Genomic DNA, 15,754 nt, shown 5'->3' on the forward strand with positions numbered 1-15,754 from the left:
ACGAGCCCTCGGACGAACCGACGGAACCGCGGAAATCCTCCAGGACCTCGGCCCCGCATGTTCCGCCATGAAGCCATTCCATTGACGCTCCGGGAAGATTCTCTCCCCGGCAGGCCGGAGATGCCGGCAGGAGAAAAAACGCTTTTCCGCTTCCTGCGGGCCTGGAATCTCACAGGCACCGGAATCCCGATGTCAATTGACTGACACAGAGGGGATTAACAGCGAGAGGATAACATGGACGTTCTTTTCAAGACGTGCTATATAAACGCCCATTCTCGAGGAGAATTTATGAACGATCAATCCCCCTGTCTGCCGGAAGAATCCCCAGAGGTTCCATGCTGAAGAAACGCCTCATTCCAATGATCCTCATCGTCGTCGTGGTTGCCGCCAGCCTGCTTGTCTATTTCGGGCAGCGGCAGAACAGCCGGCGGGAAGCCTACTATTCCGGAACGATTGAAAGTACGGACGCCCAGCTCGCCTTTCAGACCGCTGGCCGGGTTGCCGCCGTACACATCCGGGAAGGAGAAGCCGTCCGGGCGGACCAGGTGCTGGCGGAACTCGATACGGCGGAATGGAACGCCCGCCGCGATCAGGCCAGGGCCGCCGTGGACCGGTCCGAAAACAGCGTGAAGCAATTGGAAGTTCTCCTCAATCTGTACAGAACATCGCTGCCCGAGGACGTTGCGAAAGCGTCGGCCCAGGTGGATAACCTGAAATACACGCTGACCGATGCGGCCAGGAACAATGCACGGTATGCTCAGCTCTTTTCGCGGGGGGTGGTTTCGGAAAAGGAGCGGGATGCCGTAAGGCTTCGCTATGACAACGCCCGGGCCGCCCTGAGGGAAGGCGAGGCCGTGCTTGGAAAGGCCCGCAGTGAAATGCAGAAGATCGAAGCCACCCGGATGGAGCTCCAGGCCGCCCGTTCACAGGCGGAGGCGGCCCGGGCGGCCCTCGAGGAAGTGAACATCCAGAGGGCCTACACGACCCTGAGGGCCCCTTTCGATGGAATCCTGCTGAGCCGGAATGTCGAGCCGGGGGAAGTCGTCTCTCCCGGAAGGGAAGTCCTGACCCTGTCCAATCTTGCCACCGTCGATCTGAAGATCTTCGTCAGCGAGACGGAGATCGGAAAGGTCCGGCCGGGGCAAGCCGTCGATGTCAAGGTGGACACCTTTCCGGACCGCATCTTCAAGGGCAAGGTCTCCTACATCTCCCCGGAAGGAGAGTTTACCCCGAAGATCATCCAGACATTCAAGGAGCGGGTCAAACTGGTTTATCTCGTAAAGGTCGCCCTCCCGAACCCCGATTTCGTACTCAAGGCGGGGATGCCTGCTGATGCCTGGCTCCGATAACCCGATCATCCGAGTTGAAAAGGTCTCTCTGCGGTTCGGCGCCGTGACCGCGGTTTCGGAGGCCTCCCTTTCGGTGGCCGCGGGTTCCATGTTCGGCCTGGTGGGATCGGACGGGGCGGGAAAGACCTCCCTGCTGCGGATGATCGCCACCATGATCCAGCCCTCCGCCGGAACCATCACCATCGACGGCCTGGATGTTTCGACCCACCGGCGGCAGGTCCGGGACCGCATCGGTTACATGCCCCAGCGGTTCGGACTCTATCAGGATCTGACCGTTGATGAGAATCTCAAGTTTTTCATGGATATTTACGGGATCAGGGGAACGGAGGCGAAGTTGAGAAGAGAGCGCTACCTGGGCTTTTCCCATCTGCTGCCCTTCGCCCACCGTCCGGCGGGCCAGCTTTCGGGAGGAATGAAGCAGAAACTGGGCCTGGCCTCCGTTCTGGTTCACGAACCGAAAGTGCTGATTCTCGACGAGCCGACCAACGGCGTCGACCCCGTTTCCCGCCGGGAATTCTGGGACATGCTGAGGGTCATGCAGAACGACGGGATGACCATTCTGACCTCGACAGCCTACCTGGATGAAGGCGAGCAGTGCGACCAGGTTGCCATCATGCACCAGGCGCTGATCCTGGAGACCGCCTCGCCGCAAGCCATGCGATCCGGCTTTCCCAGCCTGGAAGAGGCAGTGATTTCCCGGATACAGGAAGTGGATGAGGAGCTCCGGAATGACTCCTTCCAACGATAAGGCCATTGTTGTAAAAAACCTGGAAAAGCGCTTCGGCTCCTTTACAGCGGTTGACCGGATCTCTTTCGAAGTCGAAAGGGGGGAAATTTTCGGTTTTCTCGGCCCGAACGGCTCCGGAAAGTCAACGACCATCCGCATGCTTTGCGGCATTCTCACCCCCACATCGGGAGAGGGCTACGTAGCCGGCCGCGACATCATTTCCCAGCCTGAAACGGTAAAGCAGGCAATCGGCTACATGTCCCAGCGCTTTTCCCTTTACGAGGATCTGACGCCCTATGAGAACATCCGTTTTTATCTCGGCGTCTACAAGGTCGCCCCCGGCAGGTGGAAGGAGCGAATCGCCTGGGTTCTCGAATTGACGCGTCTGCAGGCGGTCCGCGATGTCTTGACCCGAACGCTTCCCCCCGGCTGGCGGCAGCGCCTCTCCCTGGGGTGCGCCCTGCTGCACGATCCGGAGATTCTCTTTCTCGACGAACCGACCGCCGGTGTGGATCCCATTACCCGGCGGCATTTCTGGGATTTTATCCGCCGGCTCGCCGGGGATGGCATCACGGTCTTCATCACCACGCACTACATGGATGAGGCCCGTTACTGCGAAAAGATCGTCATGCTGAACGAGGGGCGGATCGTCGCGGCCGACAGCCCCGAAAACATCATCCAGTCGGCCTGCCCCGGAAAAAAGGAGGCGACGCTGGATGACGCCTTCGTGGCACTGATGGCCGGGCGCGGCGAACAGACGCCGTAAACAGGAATCGGCGATCCCGTACCTGCTACACGCCGGCGGCTGGAACCGGTCTGGCGCCTGGTTCTGAAGCGTCACAAAACTATGTTCCGGAGGAATTCGATCATGAAAAAGACCTTTTTGATTCTCTATAAACCCGGCCCGGCCTGGATTCCGGGACGCCACATCTTCGACCAGCCTCTCCAGGCCCATGGAGAGTACATCCAGAAGCATTATTTTGAGGGAAAAGTCCGGATGGCGGGTCCATTCCTGGACAGCAGCGGCGGGGCCTCCCTGCTCGAAGTGGAGGGCGGGGAAGCGGAGGCCCGCTCCATAGCCGAAAATGATCCGGCCGTCAAGGCCGGCCTTTTTACGTTTACGGTTTTCCCCTGGCATCTCGTTTCCTGGGAGAACTACGGGAAATAGCGGGCAGCGTCTCCGCAAACAGCGTTTGAAGAGGATTGCCTCATGAAGCCCTTCCGGCCGTGTTTCGTCCCGCTTTTCATGGCCGTCGGTTCCATCGGCATTCCGCCTTTTTTCATGAGTCTGGCGGAGGGCATCGAGTCCCGGAACGTCAGGAGAATCATTGCCCAATCCGTCATGATCAACCGCCGCGGGCTCTTCACCATCCCGGGCGGCGGAATCGCCGGATAGGAGGAGAGATGAATCCGGCAAAGGTCGAAGCGGTCATCCGCAAGGAATTCTATCACCTCCTCCGTGATGTCCGCAGCCTTTACCTGGCCTTTGCCCTTCCCCTGCTCCTCATCCTCCTGTTCGGCTATGCCCTCAGCCTCGATGTCAACCACATCCGGACGATCGTCGTGGATCACGATGCGACCCCCGCCAGCCGGGACCTGATCCGGAAGCTCGACTCCTCCTCCTATTTTGACGTCGTCGCCCATCCAGGGAGCATCCGGGAGGTCGACAGCTATCTGGACGAGGGGCAGGCCCTCCTGGCCATCGTGATTCCGCCGGACTTTTCGAACAACCTCGCCAGGGATCGCGAGGCACCGCTACAGGTCATTCTTGACGGCAGCGATCCGAATTATGCCAGTATCGCCAGGGGCTACATAAACGCCTTTCTGGAAAACCAGAATCTCCGGCTCCTGGACGACTTTCTCAACCGCCAGGGGAGAGAACCGATCCGCCCCCCCCTTGAGGGGAGGATCCGCGTCTGGTTCAACGAAGACCTGGAGAGCAGGAATTTCATCATCCCCGGAAACATCGCCGTCATCCTCATGATCGTCGGCGCCATGCTGACCTCACTTGTTGTGGCCAGAGAATACGAAAACGGCACCCTGGAAACCATCAAGTCGCTCCCCCTGAACACGGGGGAATTCCTTGCCGGGAAAGCCATTCCCTACTTCATCATCGGCATGATCGACGTCCTGATCGCCATCCTCATGGGGCAGTTCCTCTTCGGCGTGACCATGAAATCAAGCTTCTGGCTGATGATTCTCGCCTCCGGGCTCTACCTGGCCGTTGCCCTCACCCTCGGGCTCCTGATTTCCATCGTTCTCAAATCGCAGCTCGTCGCCAATCAGGTCGCCGTGCTGGTTACCTATCTGCCCTCCCTGCTGCTGTCGAACTTTGTGTTTCCGATTCTCAACATGCCCAGGCCCCTGCAGCTTCTGGCTCAATTCGTCCCGGCAACCTACTATATCAGGATTTTAAGCGGCGTTTATCTCAAGAACCTCGGATTTGCCCAGCTGTGGTTCTCCTTGCTCGTTCTGCTGATCATGTTCCTGGTTTTGGCCCTTGCGAGTTTCTTCGCGCTGAAGCGGGAGGGAATCTAGAATGAGCTGGCTGCGCATCCGGGAACTGGTCCGGAAAGAATTTATTCAGCTGTTCCGTGACAAGCGTAACCGTCCCCTTCTGATCATTACCCCCATCATTCAGCTTTTGATTTTCGGATACGTGGTCAATTACGACATCAGGAACATCCGGCTGGCCCTCATGGATCAGTCACAGACCGTGGAAAGCCGCCAAGTCGCCGATTCCTTCAGCGGAAACAGAATCTTTCAAATCCGCTACCGGCCGGAAAATGATGCCTCCCTGGAAAAGCTCCTTCTTCAGGGAAAGATCGATCTGGCCGTGAAGATCCCCCCCGATTTCAGTTCGGAAATCCGGAAAGGGCGGACCGCCCGGATTCAGATCCTGGCGGACGGAACCATGAGCAATATGGCCTCCATCCGGATCGCCTACACCATGCTCGTCCTGGACCGGCTGAACCGGCAGCTGATCAGGGAGCTTCACCCGCTGCGGATGGACTACGGCCGCATCGATGCCCGCGTTCGCACCTGGTACAACCCCAATCTGGACAGCCAGAATTTCTACGTTCCCGGCATTGTGGCCTTCGTCGTCATGCTGATCTCCCTCCTCTTTACCTCCATGGCCATCATCAAGGAAAAGGAGGCGGGAACGATGGAGCAGCTGATGGTAACGCCGATTTCACCGGTTGAACTGATTCTCGGCAAGACGATTCCCTACATCGTGATCTCTCTTTCCCAGATGGTCATCGTCACGGCCATTGCCGTCTTCTGGTTCGAGATTCCCCTGGCGGGCAGCATTCTTCTTCTCCTTCTTGCCGCCTGCCTGTTTCTGCTCAGCACGCTGGGAATCGGACTCTTCATTTCCACGATTTCCGGAACGCAGCAGCAGGCCATGATGACGACGTTCTTCGTGATCCTCCCCTTTTTCATGCTCAGCGGCTTCGTTTTCCCCATCGACAACATGCCTGAAACCGTTCAATGGCTGACCCTGCTCAATCCGCTTCGCTATTTTCTGGTCATCATCCGGGGGATTTTTCTCAAGGGGGTGGGGATGGAGATCCTGTGGCCTCAATTTGCCGCCATGGCGGTCCTGGGGCTGGCCGTTTTTGTCGGCGCCGTCGCCCGGTTCCGGAAGCGGCTTGACTGAAACCGGCGCCGATGGACCGTCGAAATCCCGGCGCTTCTCCAGACTTCAGACCTCTCAACGGTTCACCCCTTCGATAAACTTTTGATTTGAAAAAGAGAAAGAAATCGTTGTACCCTCGCTGTCGTCCGCCCATCCACAGGCGGATTTGACCAGGAAAGGCGACGATCAACAAAGGCGATGCGCCCATGTTCCCTTGCTGCCGTCTGCCGTTCCGCCAGGCGGAAGAGCTCGGACTTTGTTGAAAGAATTCGGATGATTTTTTTAACTTCATGATTGTTGATCCCTGCCGTCGGCAGGGAACGATTTTTCAGCAATACGTAAAAGGATACCGTGTTATGAAAGGCGAGAACAAAACCAAACTACAGCGTGTCAATGATTCGGATACCATGATTGAACTCCTTCAGGAATCGGAATCCGGAGGTCACTATGACAAACCCGTCGAACAGAGAGGAGACTCACCAGACAAGGAAATGCTTCGCTTCGAAGGATCTTTGGACGATTTGGAGCTTTCCTCCGTCATCGATGTTCCGAGCATTCATTCCCTGATGGACAGCTTCCAGAAGTTTGCCGGCATCCCCTTGGCGATCGTCGACCTCAAGGGCAGGGTGCTGGCCGGCCCGGGATGGGGAGAGATCTGCCGGAGATTCCATCGGATGCACCCCGAAACCTGCAGGAACTGCATCGAAAGTGATATTGAGCTGTCCTCCGGCATACCGGAAGGCAAGTACCGGCTCTACAGGTGCAAGAACAACATGTGGGAGATTGCGACCCCGATCGTGGTGGCCGGCAGGCACATGGCCAACATCATTTCCGGGCAATTCTTCTTCGATGATACCCCCCCCGATGAGGAACTGTTCCGGTTGCAGGCCAGGAAATACGGGTTTCCTGAAGAAGAGTATCTTGCGGCACTGGAAGCGGCTCCACGATTCAGCAGAAAATCCGTGGATGCCGGAATGGCGTTTCTCATGAAGCTTGCCCGGATGTTTTCCCAGCTCAGCTTCAATAATATGAACCTGAAGCGGCTGGCGGCGGATCGGAATACCCTGGTGGATTCTCTCAGGGCGGCAGAGGAAAAATACCGGGGGATTTTTGAAAACGCCATTGAAGGAATGTACCGTACATCCCCTGAAGGCCGATTTCTTGAAGCCAACCCGGCGATGGCCAGGATCTTCGGCTATGATTCGCCGTCGGAATTGATGAGCAGGGTGACCGATGCAGGCAAGCAGCTCTACGCCGACCCTGAAGGCCGCACGGAATTTGTTTCGCTCCTGGATCAGCAGAACAATGCAAGCGTTGAAACGCAAATGCGCCGGAGGGATGGCAGCCTGTGCTGGATACACCTGCGAGGTCGAACCGTTCGCACCGCGGAGGGGAAAATCCGTTATTACGAGGGTTTGCCGAAGATGTTACCGAGCGCAAAACTGCCGAGGAGACGCTGAAGCAGTACGGCAGCCACCTAGAGGCGTTGGTTAAAGAGCGCACCTCCCAGCTTGAAGAAAGAAACCGGCAATTGAATTTGGAAATCGCAGAGCGCAAGCGGGTTGAGGAAATTTTGTGCGAATCGGAAAATAAATACCACACCATTTTTGAAAACACGGGGACAGCCACCCTGATTGTCGAGGATAATACGACCATATCCCTGGCGAACAAGGAGGTTGAGCGCCTGTTTCATTACACGAGAGATGAGCTGGAAGGGAAGAAAAGCTGGAAGGATTTCAAGCTGCAGGAGGATATTGAACAGTTGATGGAATATCATCGCCTGAGAAGGGTGAATCCGGAAGCGGCCCCCAAGAACTATGAGATGAAAGTGATTGACCGATTCGGTTCGCTTCGGGATGTTTATGTGACGGTTTCCATGATACCGGGAACCTCGAAAAGCGTAGTTTCTCTTTTGGAAATCACCCACCTCAAGAACATGGAAAGGGCCCTCACGAAAAGTGAAGCCTTATACCGAAATCTGTTCGAGAATGCTTCGATCGGCATGTTTCAGACCTCTCCTGAGGGCGGCTTCCTTCGGTGTAACAAGGCTTTCTCCGAAATGCTCGGGTATGAATCCCCGGAGGAAGTGGTTTCCTCCGTTTTCAACACGGCCACCAATCTCCACACAACCCCCGAAAACCGGGATCTGATTCTTTCCACACTGGAGGAACGTGAATGGTTTTATGGAGAAATCCCCCACATTCGCAAGGATGGAAGTATTATGATTGGGAAAATGGCAATCCGGCGGATGCTCAACTCAGACGGAACGATAGCCTATCTGGAGGGGATTGCGGAGGATATTACCGAAAAGAAAAAGGTGGAGGAACAACTGAAAAGATACGCAGAGGAAATCACCGACCTCTACGAGAATGCACCCTGCGGCTACCATTCCCTCGCAGAGGATGGAACCTATCTTCGCGTCAACAGGACGGAACTTTCCTGGCTTGGATATTCCCGCGAGGAGATGGTCGGAAAGATGAAATTTTCCGATCTGCTGCCGGCTGAAGAAAAGGCCCTGTTCATGACGAAATTTTCTGACTTCAAAAAGCGGGGCTGGGCGCGTGACCATGAGTACACCGTTATTCGAAAGGATGGCAGCCGATTGCCCGTACTCATCAACGCAACGGCGGTCTCGGATGAAAATGGCCGTTATCTGATGAGCCGGGGTTCTTTGTTCGACAATTCGGACCGGAAGCATGCCGAAGAGTCGTTGCTGGAACGGGAGAAAGAGTTGAGGGTCAAGGCGCAGAATCTTCAGGAGGTCAATACGACCTTGAACGTTCTGCTGGACACCATCGAAAAGGATACGGAAGAACTCAAGGAACGAGTGACCACCAACATCCGGGAGCAGGTTCTACCCTATCTGGAACAGCTGAAAAAGACGCCGTTGGATGAAGTCCAGAGGGGGTTCCTTCAGATAGCGGAAAATCGTCTGGACGAGATAGCTTCACCCTTTGTCAAGAAGTTGACCTCAAGATATTTGAATCTTACGAAAAGGGAAATTCAGATTGCCACTCTGATAAAGGACGGCAAGACAACCAAGGAGATCGCGGAAATCCTGGATGCAAAAAAGCGCGCGATTGATTTCCATCGGGAAAACATCAGGAAGAAGCTTGGATTGAAGAACAAAAAGAGCAATCTTCAGATATTACTGCGCTCTTTTTCGTAGAGGAGGAAGATGGGAAAGGGTCAAGGCTCTGCCTTCAACACCTCAGGCAGACTCTGCCCTCTTCTCAATGACAGTCCGTATCTTCTCGATGACTGTGGACGTCCCGTCTATTTGATTGAACTCGCTTGACAGCGTTTGCGCCGCCGCGGGGACGGCGGCGGACATTTCCTTTAATGTTTTCAAAACAAGATTCGGCTTGATCCCGATTGATTCGCTGAATCGTTCCCAGTGTTTCCTAATCATCCAGAACGGTCTGTTCTCACCACCTATCCTCATGGCCTGTTTGTCCATCAAATCAGGATAGACCTGCGTGCAGATCAGATCGTAAAAAGGCGCGAGTCGCGGCCCCCGGTCCGTAAAAAGCATGGCCAGATTCTTAGCATGAGCGTCGGCATTGCCGATCAGGACATTGAAGATCATCCACCGCAAAAGGGCCATTCGATCGGCGGCGGGACGGATACTTTTTTCGTGCAGTAAGGTAAAACACTGTTTTAAAGACGGGCCGCCTTCACTTTCGTATTTCTGTTCGGGGAGAAATCCCAGGGCCTGGCAGAAGTCTTCCTGGTGCAGACGCACGATGCGGCCATCCGTGTCTTTGCTGCGGTCATAGCGCGCGATGATGAAAATCCGATCAAGACCCCGACGGATTGTAACCGGCGGAACCGACAATCCCATTTTGTGTGCGAGCATCATGCAGAAGGCTTCATTCCCAACCGTATCCTCCAGATCCCTGATCGGCGGTTTCATGATATGGCTGCTGGGCGCATTTCCCGTGGCGATGAAGATGCGGCGGTCTTCCATGTAAACAGGCAACTTGTTCTGCGCGCCGGCCAGCGAAAGTCGAATTCCTTCGATTCCGGCAAGCAGCGGTCTTCGGGGAAGCTCGATGATCATCCGGTGCAGTTCTTCTCCATGGAGTTCCCGATAGCCGGGTTTCATGGCGGGAGCCATTCCCTCGGGCATTACGGATACCGCCCCCGCGCACTCCCCGCCGATGCCGTTCAACAAGGCAAAGTCATTGCTCTCAGAAATTCTCAAGCGTTGGGCAATGGCCCGTTTGACTTCAGCCTCCGGCAGGAGATTGGAAAAAAAAGGGCGGGCGGCGTCATCAGGGTATGTCTCCTCTCTCAAAGGAAGGTGCAGCGACAAGGGAATGGAACCCTTCTGATGTATCCATTCCGTGTCATATTGAAACACAAAGCGTCTTTTATCATCCAGCCAGAGCCGTCCGACTTTTTGATCCCAGAGATAGACATCCAGGCCAGGGTTATCCATGCCGACCACTTTACTCATTCGGCCAATTCCTTGCTTCGATGTAAACATCGAGCCCCAGCGCCGTCAGAACCTGCAGGACTTTCCCAAGCTGCGCCGTCGCTTTGCCGTTTTCCAAATCGGACATGAACCGGTACCCGACACCGCATAAAGCTGCTGCATCGGCCAGTGTCAAATCGTCTTCCCTGCGTTTTTCTCTGACAGCTGTGCCAATATCCGCCACTGTCGTTGCTTTGTGTTTCACATTTCTTTCCTCCATAATTCCCTTTCGGGAACAATAATCGTTCAGAGAGGAATCGTCAAGAAATATATTCCCGATAGGGAATAATAAAAAGATTGAATGTTTTCATGCTCTCAAACATTACCGGACGGGCATACAAAAGACACGTTCTCGTGATCAGATCAAGAAAGTGGTCGGAAGGCGTAAAATACTTACAACATGTTGTATTTATTATTATAGCATCACAAAGTGTGATATGTGGGTTTTGTTCCCCAACAATACCCCTTTCCCGCACGGGGTGACGCGATATGCCAGATTGTAACAGACAACATTTCCGGTAAAAACCAGATCCATCAGTTCTTTCAAAATCAGAAAATCGGTAATCTGCGAAAGCGCAGTAACATCGACAAGGAAAAGGGGATTTCTCCTGTCGTTGTGTTCCGCATGCTGTTCACCCTGGTTTTTACCGGCAAGAACCTGTACCGCACCCTCGAAACAGGAGGAAGCTGTGGCATGGCCAAAGACACGGTGTATCGCCTTCTCAACTCAGTCCATACCCATTGGAGAAGATTCCTGCTGTTGTTGAGTGCTCAGGGAATCCAAGAGGAGCTTAAACCACTGGCCGGCGCCGCCAACATGAAGGTGCTGATCGCCGATGATACGCTTCACCGGTGCAATCGGAGCACTTTCCCATGACGATGCCCGTAGAATGGTCCAAAAGTACATCACGTATTACAATGAGACCAGGCTGCACAGCGCCATCGGGTACGTTTCCCCCTTGGACAGACTTGAAGCCAGAGACATAGAAATCTTCAAAGAGCGAGACAGAAAACTGGAAGCAGCCAGAGAGCTGCGAAAACATCAACGACAGAGGAGCTATTCTGAAATCAATCCTTCAGGAGAAGCCTTTGTATGTTAAAACAAGTGGGGTAAAAGTCCATTTCCGGCTGCGGCGGGACACAGGCCGAGCGGCGGCACAGAACTAAAATGGTTTCAGACCGATAAAAACTATTGCAATGTATAACACCAAGTATTATATTCCGTCTAAGGATTGGAGGAGCTGAGTGCGGATATTCAAAACCAAGTGGTTTACACGCTTTGCACGAAAAGAGGATCTCAGCGATAAGAAACTGGCGGATGCCGTCCAGGAATTAGAAAATGGCCTGCATGACGGTGATCTTGGGGAAAACCTTACCAAAAAGAGGCTGGCACGTGCAGGCGAGGGAAAAAGAGGCGGCTACAGAACAATTGTTGTCTATCGCGCAAAAAATCGAGCCGTGTTCGTGTATGGTTTTCCGAAGAGCACAAAGGCCAATCTGAGCGCCGTGGAATTGGATGTATACCAAAAAATGGCGTAAATATTAATGAGTTTCAATGATGATGGCATAACCAAAGCATTAAACGCAGGTGAATTAGAGGAGGTAAACTACCATGGCGAAAAAATATCAGAGTGAAGCGCTTGAAGCGCTGCACGAGACGGCGACCGGCCTACATCGCCTTGGTCTGATAGACACAAAGACGATGCGTGATTTCGATGTATCTTGCCTGACGAGCGTAGAAAAGCTTTCGGCGAAGGAAATCGCGGCAGTCAGAAAAAAAGCAGGGGTCAGCCAAGCCGTATTTGCAAAATATCTGAATGTGACAGTTGGCTTGGTGAGCCAATGGGAAAGAGGAGAAAAAGAGCCGCGTGGCCCCTCTCTTAAGCTGCTTGCCCTAGTGCAGAAAAAAGGCCTAGAAGCAATAGCCTAAAACAGATTTAACCCTTCCTCCTACAAGTTGAAAGGTCAAACTCTAAGCTCATGCCGAATAATGAAGCCTTTTCACGCGTAGTGATTGATGCCCAGCTCGCCGATCAAGGATGGAACACGCAGGACCCGAACAGTGTCCGCTATGAATATATCCTGCCGGACGGGACGCGAGCGGATTATGTGCTCTGTGATCGTCATGGACGTTCAGCGGCTGTAATTGAGGCCAAGCGCTTCTCCACTGCTGGCCTCGGTGTGGCATGAATTCGATAGCGACCCACGCCGCCTCGGCGGCGCTTTGAAGTAGAGTAATTTATCGAACTTACTCAGAGGATTCTGATTGGGTGTTGGGGAATTTCCATGTTACCCTTTTCTATGACAAAGATTGACATTTAATGTTATTCTTTATATAAAGAAAAAAGGAGGTAAGTCATGAACATTTCCCTTACGCCGCAGCTTGAAGAACTGGTTAAAGCAAAAGTCGCCAGTGGGCTTTATGGCTCTGCAAGCGAAGTCTTGCGCGAAGCCCTGCGCCTTCTCGAAGAACGAGACCGAATCCACGCCATTCGTTTTGAAGAACTGAAGATGGCAATCAAGAAAGGCTTGGAGAGCGGTGAGCCAACACCTTTAGACGTGGAAGCCATAAAAGCGCGGGGCCGCAAGCGGCTTGCCGCTCAACAAAAGAAGGCAACCGGCTAATGCCGAGGATTATCAAGCACCCCGAGGCTGAAAACGATCTTGACGAGATTTGGTTGTATATTGCCCAGGACAGCCCCGACCATGCGGATCAATTTCTTGATGAAATCGAGGAAACTTGCCAAAAGCTTGCACGGTTTACAGAGATGGGCCGGAATCGGGATGACCTCCACCCCGGCTTGCAAAGTTTCCCTATTGGTAAATATCTGATTTTCTACATGCCGATTAAGGGGGGTATTGCGATTGTCAGGGTCCTGCATGGCATGATGGATATTGAGGCTTTATTTTAAGATTCCGCACAGCCATCCAATCCGGCCGTGAGTCATTAGGACAAGAAAAATGATGGCTGTGATGATGGCTGCCTGTGTATATCTATCTGGGGTTTTTTTCATCGTTCCAGAAGCCTTTCCATTGTCCTGTCAATAGCTTTGTCTTTGGCTATATCACGAACCTTTTCCGCCGCTTTCAAGACATCCTTGCCGTCATACACCACATCCCGAAGCCGTAGCATTGGGGGTACTCCCTGCTCTGTCGCAGGGACGAGGTATTTCTGTCCACTTTCAAGATTTTCAATCCGGTGATAGTTTTTCCCCTGAACCTTGATGTCGCCCCAATATTCGCCCGTGATCGGCTCATTCAGACGGCCTTTGGGAACTTCCAGGTAGCTTTTTCCCGAGACGGAGATTTCCTTGAACTTGTCCGCCTCTCTTTCAAGGGTTTCATAACCTCGATGGTTGGCAAAGTCCTCTCCCAGCGATTTTGTATTCCTCTTTTCCACCGAATGGACCAGGGCTTCACGGTTCTTGAAATCATTCCTGCCGTAATAATCGTTGCATCTTCCCGGTGTCTCGACATCGAGACGTAAGTCAAATGCTTGTCAAATCGCTTGGTGGCCAGGACAAAAGAGCGGTCAACCGTGGTGCCTTGAGATTTTTCCTTATCAGGAATTTCACCCCCGACGTTTATTGCATGTTCCATAATTTCCAAACTCTTCAAAATGTTTCCTCGCATCGATCGTCCTCCTTCCTTAGCTGTTGAATGATCTTCTTTTGTTCATGTTGGGAACGGCCTTTTCTATGGCATCAAGCCGCTGTTCGATATCATTCAATTCCTTCACCTTCAGGACATAGTCGATGATCTTGATCGCGGTAATTAGGTTTTTCTCCTTTTATAGGGTATCCAGTTTACCTTTTTCGGGGTATCCTACGGAATATCTACCCCGAAAAAGTGCGTCTATAGATGGATTTTGCTGGACAACCCCCGACAGGAGATACAAAAAAGACTGATTAATCAAGGCTTTTTATACTGTTTTGGATTGTATCGGATTATAATTGGCGGAAGTGCATGGGAATCGAACCCACCTGGGACGGTTTTAGCGCCCCACACCGGATTTGAAGTCCGGGAGGCCCACCAGTGACCTTGGCACTTCCGTTGGAAAAGAGTAAAGCGGGTAATATGGACGTTCTTTTTGAGAGGGGGTATTAAACCCCAACAGGCGATGCCTGTCAACCATTATCTCTCTTGGAAATATTCCGGATTCAGGGTCATGTTGAACGAGTCGTCGATCATCTGCACGGTGACCCGCTCTCCGGAAGAAATGTTCCGCACGCCTTTCGGAAGGATCGCCAAGCCGTTGGCCCGCACCATGGATTTAAGGATGCCGGAGCTCTGCTCTCCCGTGAGGACCGCCACATAACCGCCGCCCTCGCGCTCCACATGAACGCGCACAAAATAAGTCAGCTCCGGCTGCTTGTCCAATCCTTCCTTCAGAACCGCCTGTACGGTTCTTCGAAAGAGGAATCGGTGCCCCATCATCTTCAGGAGAACGGGACGGACAAACTGTTCAAATGAGACCATTGTAGACACTGGGTTTCCCGGAAGGCCGAAAATCGGCTTTCCACTGATCCTGCCGTACACCAGGGGCTTCCCAGGCTTCATCGCCACCCGCCAGAACTCAATGTCTGTACCCACTTCCGTCATGATATCCTTGACCATGTCGTAATCACCTACGGACACCCCTCCGGAAGAAAGGATCACGTCGGCCCGGAGGGCCGGCCGAAACTTGGCCAGCAGATCTTCCCGGTTATCCCGGGCGATGCCCATCAAGAGGGGAACGGCTCCGCACTGCAGAATCTGGGCCGTCAGGGAGTAGGCGTTGCTGTTGACGATCTTCCACGATGAAACCGGGTCGTCGATGTCCGCCAGTTCGTCGCCTGTGGCGATGACCGCCACCACGGGGCGCTGATACACGGAGACAAAGGACTTCCCCAATGCCGCCATCATCCCCACTTCCGCAGGGCGCACGACGGTTCCGGCAGGGATGACTTCTTCTCCTTCACGGACGTCCTCGCCGGCGAACCGGATGTTTTCCGCTTTTTTCGCGGCAACGGTCAACTCTACCCTTTGTCCGGTCTGCCGGGTGTCCTCCACCTTGACCACGGCATCAGCGCCTTCCGGAATGGGCGCACCCGTCATGATCCTTGCCGCCTGGCCGATCCCGATGGCCCGTTTGGGAATGGACCCGGCGGGAATGTCTTCGATCACGTCCAGAATGATTGGATTGGAAGGAGAAGCCTCTTGCGTATCCACCTCGCGTACGGCGTAACCGTCCATGGAGGAATTGTCCCGTGGCGGAATAATCCGCCCACCATAAACGGACTCTCCGAGGACACGCCCCAGGCTTTCAAGGACAGCGACTTTTTCCGCACCCAGAGGAAACGTCTCTTTTAAGATGATATTCAGGGCATCTTCAACTTGAATCATGGCGCACCTTTTTTTCAACCGATTTTCCCACTCCCCGTAGAAACCCATGGAAAACGCCGTCCAGTTCGCAGGCTCTGGAACTGTCCGGAAAGCTATCCCAATTCCCCCGTTCTGTCAACAACCACAATCCTCTGTTTTTTCATCTTGTAATGTGTGTTTTTATATTATATTTC

At 53.6% G+C, this 15,754-nt stretch carries 19 protein-coding genes and 1 tRNA gene; 15 read left to right on the forward strand and 5 right to left on the reverse strand.

What is annotated here, in order from left to right; all coding sequences use genetic code 11:
* The first annotated feature begins 335 nt into the window (after positions 1-335).
* The 9 genes from AB3175_RS06740 to AB3175_RS06780 all read left to right on the forward strand — a co-directional run bounded on the left by AB3175_RS06740 (position 336) and on the right by AB3175_RS06780 (position 8,885).
* Positions 336-1,349: an HlyD family secretion protein gene (locus tag AB3175_RS06740; RefSeq protein ID WP_367360186.1), complete on the forward strand. Its 1,014-nt coding sequence runs from the start codon at positions 336-338 to the stop codon at positions 1,347-1,349.
* Complete coding sequence (locus AB3175_RS06745) at positions 1,333-2,097, forward strand: ABC transporter ATP-binding protein (protein ID WP_367360187.1); 765 nt, start codon at positions 1,333-1,335, stop codon at positions 2,095-2,097. Before AB3175_RS06740 ends, AB3175_RS06745 begins: the two co-directional genes overlap by 17 nt.
* On the forward strand, positions 2,078-2,842 hold the full coding sequence (locus AB3175_RS06750; RefSeq protein WP_367360188.1) for an ABC transporter ATP-binding protein: 765 nt from the start codon (positions 2,078-2,080) through the stop codon (positions 2,840-2,842). The genes AB3175_RS06745 and AB3175_RS06750 overlap by 20 nt, the downstream gene beginning before the upstream one ends.
* A 102-nt stretch (positions 2,843-2,944) precedes the next feature.
* Complete coding sequence (locus AB3175_RS06755) at positions 2,945-3,244, forward strand: YciI family protein (protein ID WP_367360189.1); 300 nt, start codon at positions 2,945-2,947, stop codon at positions 3,242-3,244.
* A gap of 42 nt (positions 3,245-3,286) precedes the next feature.
* The gene (locus tag AB3175_RS06760) at positions 3,287-3,472 is read left to right on the forward strand and encodes a hypothetical protein (RefSeq protein WP_367360190.1); all 186 of its coding nucleotides are present in this window, start codon (positions 3,287-3,289) and stop codon (positions 3,470-3,472) included.
* Positions 3,473-3,480: 8 nt separating this feature from the next.
* Positions 3,481-4,614, forward strand: a complete 1,134-nt coding sequence (locus tag AB3175_RS06765; RefSeq protein ID WP_367360191.1) for an ABC transporter permease — start codon at positions 3,481-3,483, stop codon at positions 4,612-4,614.
* A gap of 1 nt (position 4,615) precedes the next feature.
* Positions 4,616-5,737, forward strand: coding sequence for an ABC transporter permease (locus AB3175_RS06770; RefSeq protein ID WP_367360192.1), 1,122 nt, complete (start codon positions 4,616-4,618; stop codon positions 5,735-5,737).
* Between the two features lie 335 nt (positions 5,738-6,072).
* A complete protein-coding gene (locus AB3175_RS06775; protein ID WP_367360193.1) occupies positions 6,073-7,176 on the forward strand; it encodes a PocR ligand-binding domain-containing protein in 1,104 nt (367 codons plus the stop codon).
* The gene (locus AB3175_RS06780; RefSeq protein ID WP_367360194.1) at positions 7,065-8,885 is read left to right on the forward strand and encodes a PAS domain S-box protein; all 1,821 of its coding nucleotides are present in this window, start codon (positions 7,065-7,067) and stop codon (positions 8,883-8,885) included. The genes AB3175_RS06775 and AB3175_RS06780 overlap by 112 nt, the downstream gene beginning before the upstream one ends.
* A 42-nt stretch (positions 8,886-8,927) precedes the next feature.
* Here AB3175_RS06780 and AB3175_RS06785 read toward each other — a convergent pair whose 3' ends face one another.
* Positions 8,928-10,178 carry a type II toxin-antitoxin system HipA family toxin gene (locus tag AB3175_RS06785; protein ID WP_367360195.1) on the reverse strand — a complete coding sequence of 417 codons (1,251 nt, stop codon included), beginning with the start codon at positions 10,176-10,178 and terminating at the stop codon, positions 8,928-8,930.
* Positions 10,171-10,416 carry a helix-turn-helix domain-containing protein gene (locus AB3175_RS06790; RefSeq protein ID WP_367360196.1) on the reverse strand — a complete coding sequence of 82 codons (246 nt, stop codon included), beginning with the start codon at positions 10,414-10,416 and terminating at the stop codon, positions 10,171-10,173. The genes AB3175_RS06785 and AB3175_RS06790 overlap by 8 nt, the downstream gene beginning before the upstream one ends.
* Positions 10,417-10,635: 219 nt before the next feature.
* Between AB3175_RS06790 and AB3175_RS06795 the strand changes: the two genes are divergently transcribed.
* The 6 genes from AB3175_RS06795 (at position 10,636) to AB3175_RS06820 (ending at position 13,108) form a co-directional block, all read left to right on the forward strand.
* On the forward strand, positions 10,636-11,073 hold the full coding sequence (locus tag AB3175_RS06795; RefSeq protein WP_367360197.1) for a hypothetical protein: 438 nt from the start codon (positions 10,636-10,638) through the stop codon (positions 11,071-11,073).
* A gap of 13 nt (positions 11,074-11,086) precedes the next feature.
* Positions 11,087-11,296, forward strand: a complete 210-nt coding sequence (locus AB3175_RS06800) for a hypothetical protein (RefSeq protein WP_367360198.1) — start codon at positions 11,087-11,089, stop codon at positions 11,294-11,296.
* Positions 11,297-11,441: 145 nt separating this feature from the next.
* Positions 11,442-11,735, forward strand: a complete 294-nt coding sequence (locus AB3175_RS06805) for a type II toxin-antitoxin system RelE/ParE family toxin (protein WP_367360199.1) — start codon at positions 11,442-11,444, stop codon at positions 11,733-11,735.
* 73 nt (positions 11,736-11,808) lie between these two features.
* Positions 11,809-12,126 carry a helix-turn-helix domain-containing protein gene (locus AB3175_RS06810; protein ID WP_367360200.1) on the forward strand — a complete coding sequence of 106 codons (318 nt, stop codon included), beginning with the start codon at positions 11,809-11,811 and terminating at the stop codon, positions 12,124-12,126.
* A gap of 428 nt (positions 12,127-12,554) precedes the next feature.
* Positions 12,555-12,821, forward strand: a complete 267-nt coding sequence (locus tag AB3175_RS06815; protein ID WP_367360201.1) for a type II toxin-antitoxin system ParD family antitoxin — start codon at positions 12,555-12,557, stop codon at positions 12,819-12,821.
* Complete coding sequence (locus AB3175_RS06820) at positions 12,821-13,108, forward strand: type II toxin-antitoxin system RelE/ParE family toxin (protein ID WP_367360202.1); 288 nt, start codon at positions 12,821-12,823, stop codon at positions 13,106-13,108. Before AB3175_RS06815 ends, AB3175_RS06820 begins: the two co-directional genes overlap by 1 nt.
* 98 nt (positions 13,109-13,206) lie before the next feature.
* On the opposite strand, the gene AB3175_RS06825 is transcribed toward AB3175_RS06820, so the two are convergent.
* From AB3175_RS06825 to glp, 3 genes are all read right to left on the reverse strand, one after another.
* Entirely contained in the window at positions 13,207-13,596 is a 390-nt protein-coding gene (locus tag AB3175_RS06825) for a hypothetical protein (protein ID WP_367360203.1), read from the reverse strand.
* 554 nt (positions 13,597-14,150) lie between these two features.
* Positions 14,151-14,248 (reverse strand) — tRNA-Sec (locus AB3175_RS06830).
* 82 nt (positions 14,249-14,330) lie between these two features.
* Positions 14,331-15,581, reverse strand: coding sequence for a gephyrin-like molybdotransferase Glp (gene glp / locus AB3175_RS06835; RefSeq protein WP_367360204.1), 1,251 nt, complete (start codon positions 15,579-15,581; stop codon positions 14,331-14,333).
* Between the last annotated feature and the right edge of the window lie 173 nt (positions 15,582-15,754).

It is taken from the genome of Syntrophus sp. (in: bacteria) (assembly GCF_040768185.1).
Lineage (GTDB): Bacteria > Desulfobacterota > Syntrophia > Syntrophales > Syntrophaceae > Syntrophus > Syntrophus buswellii.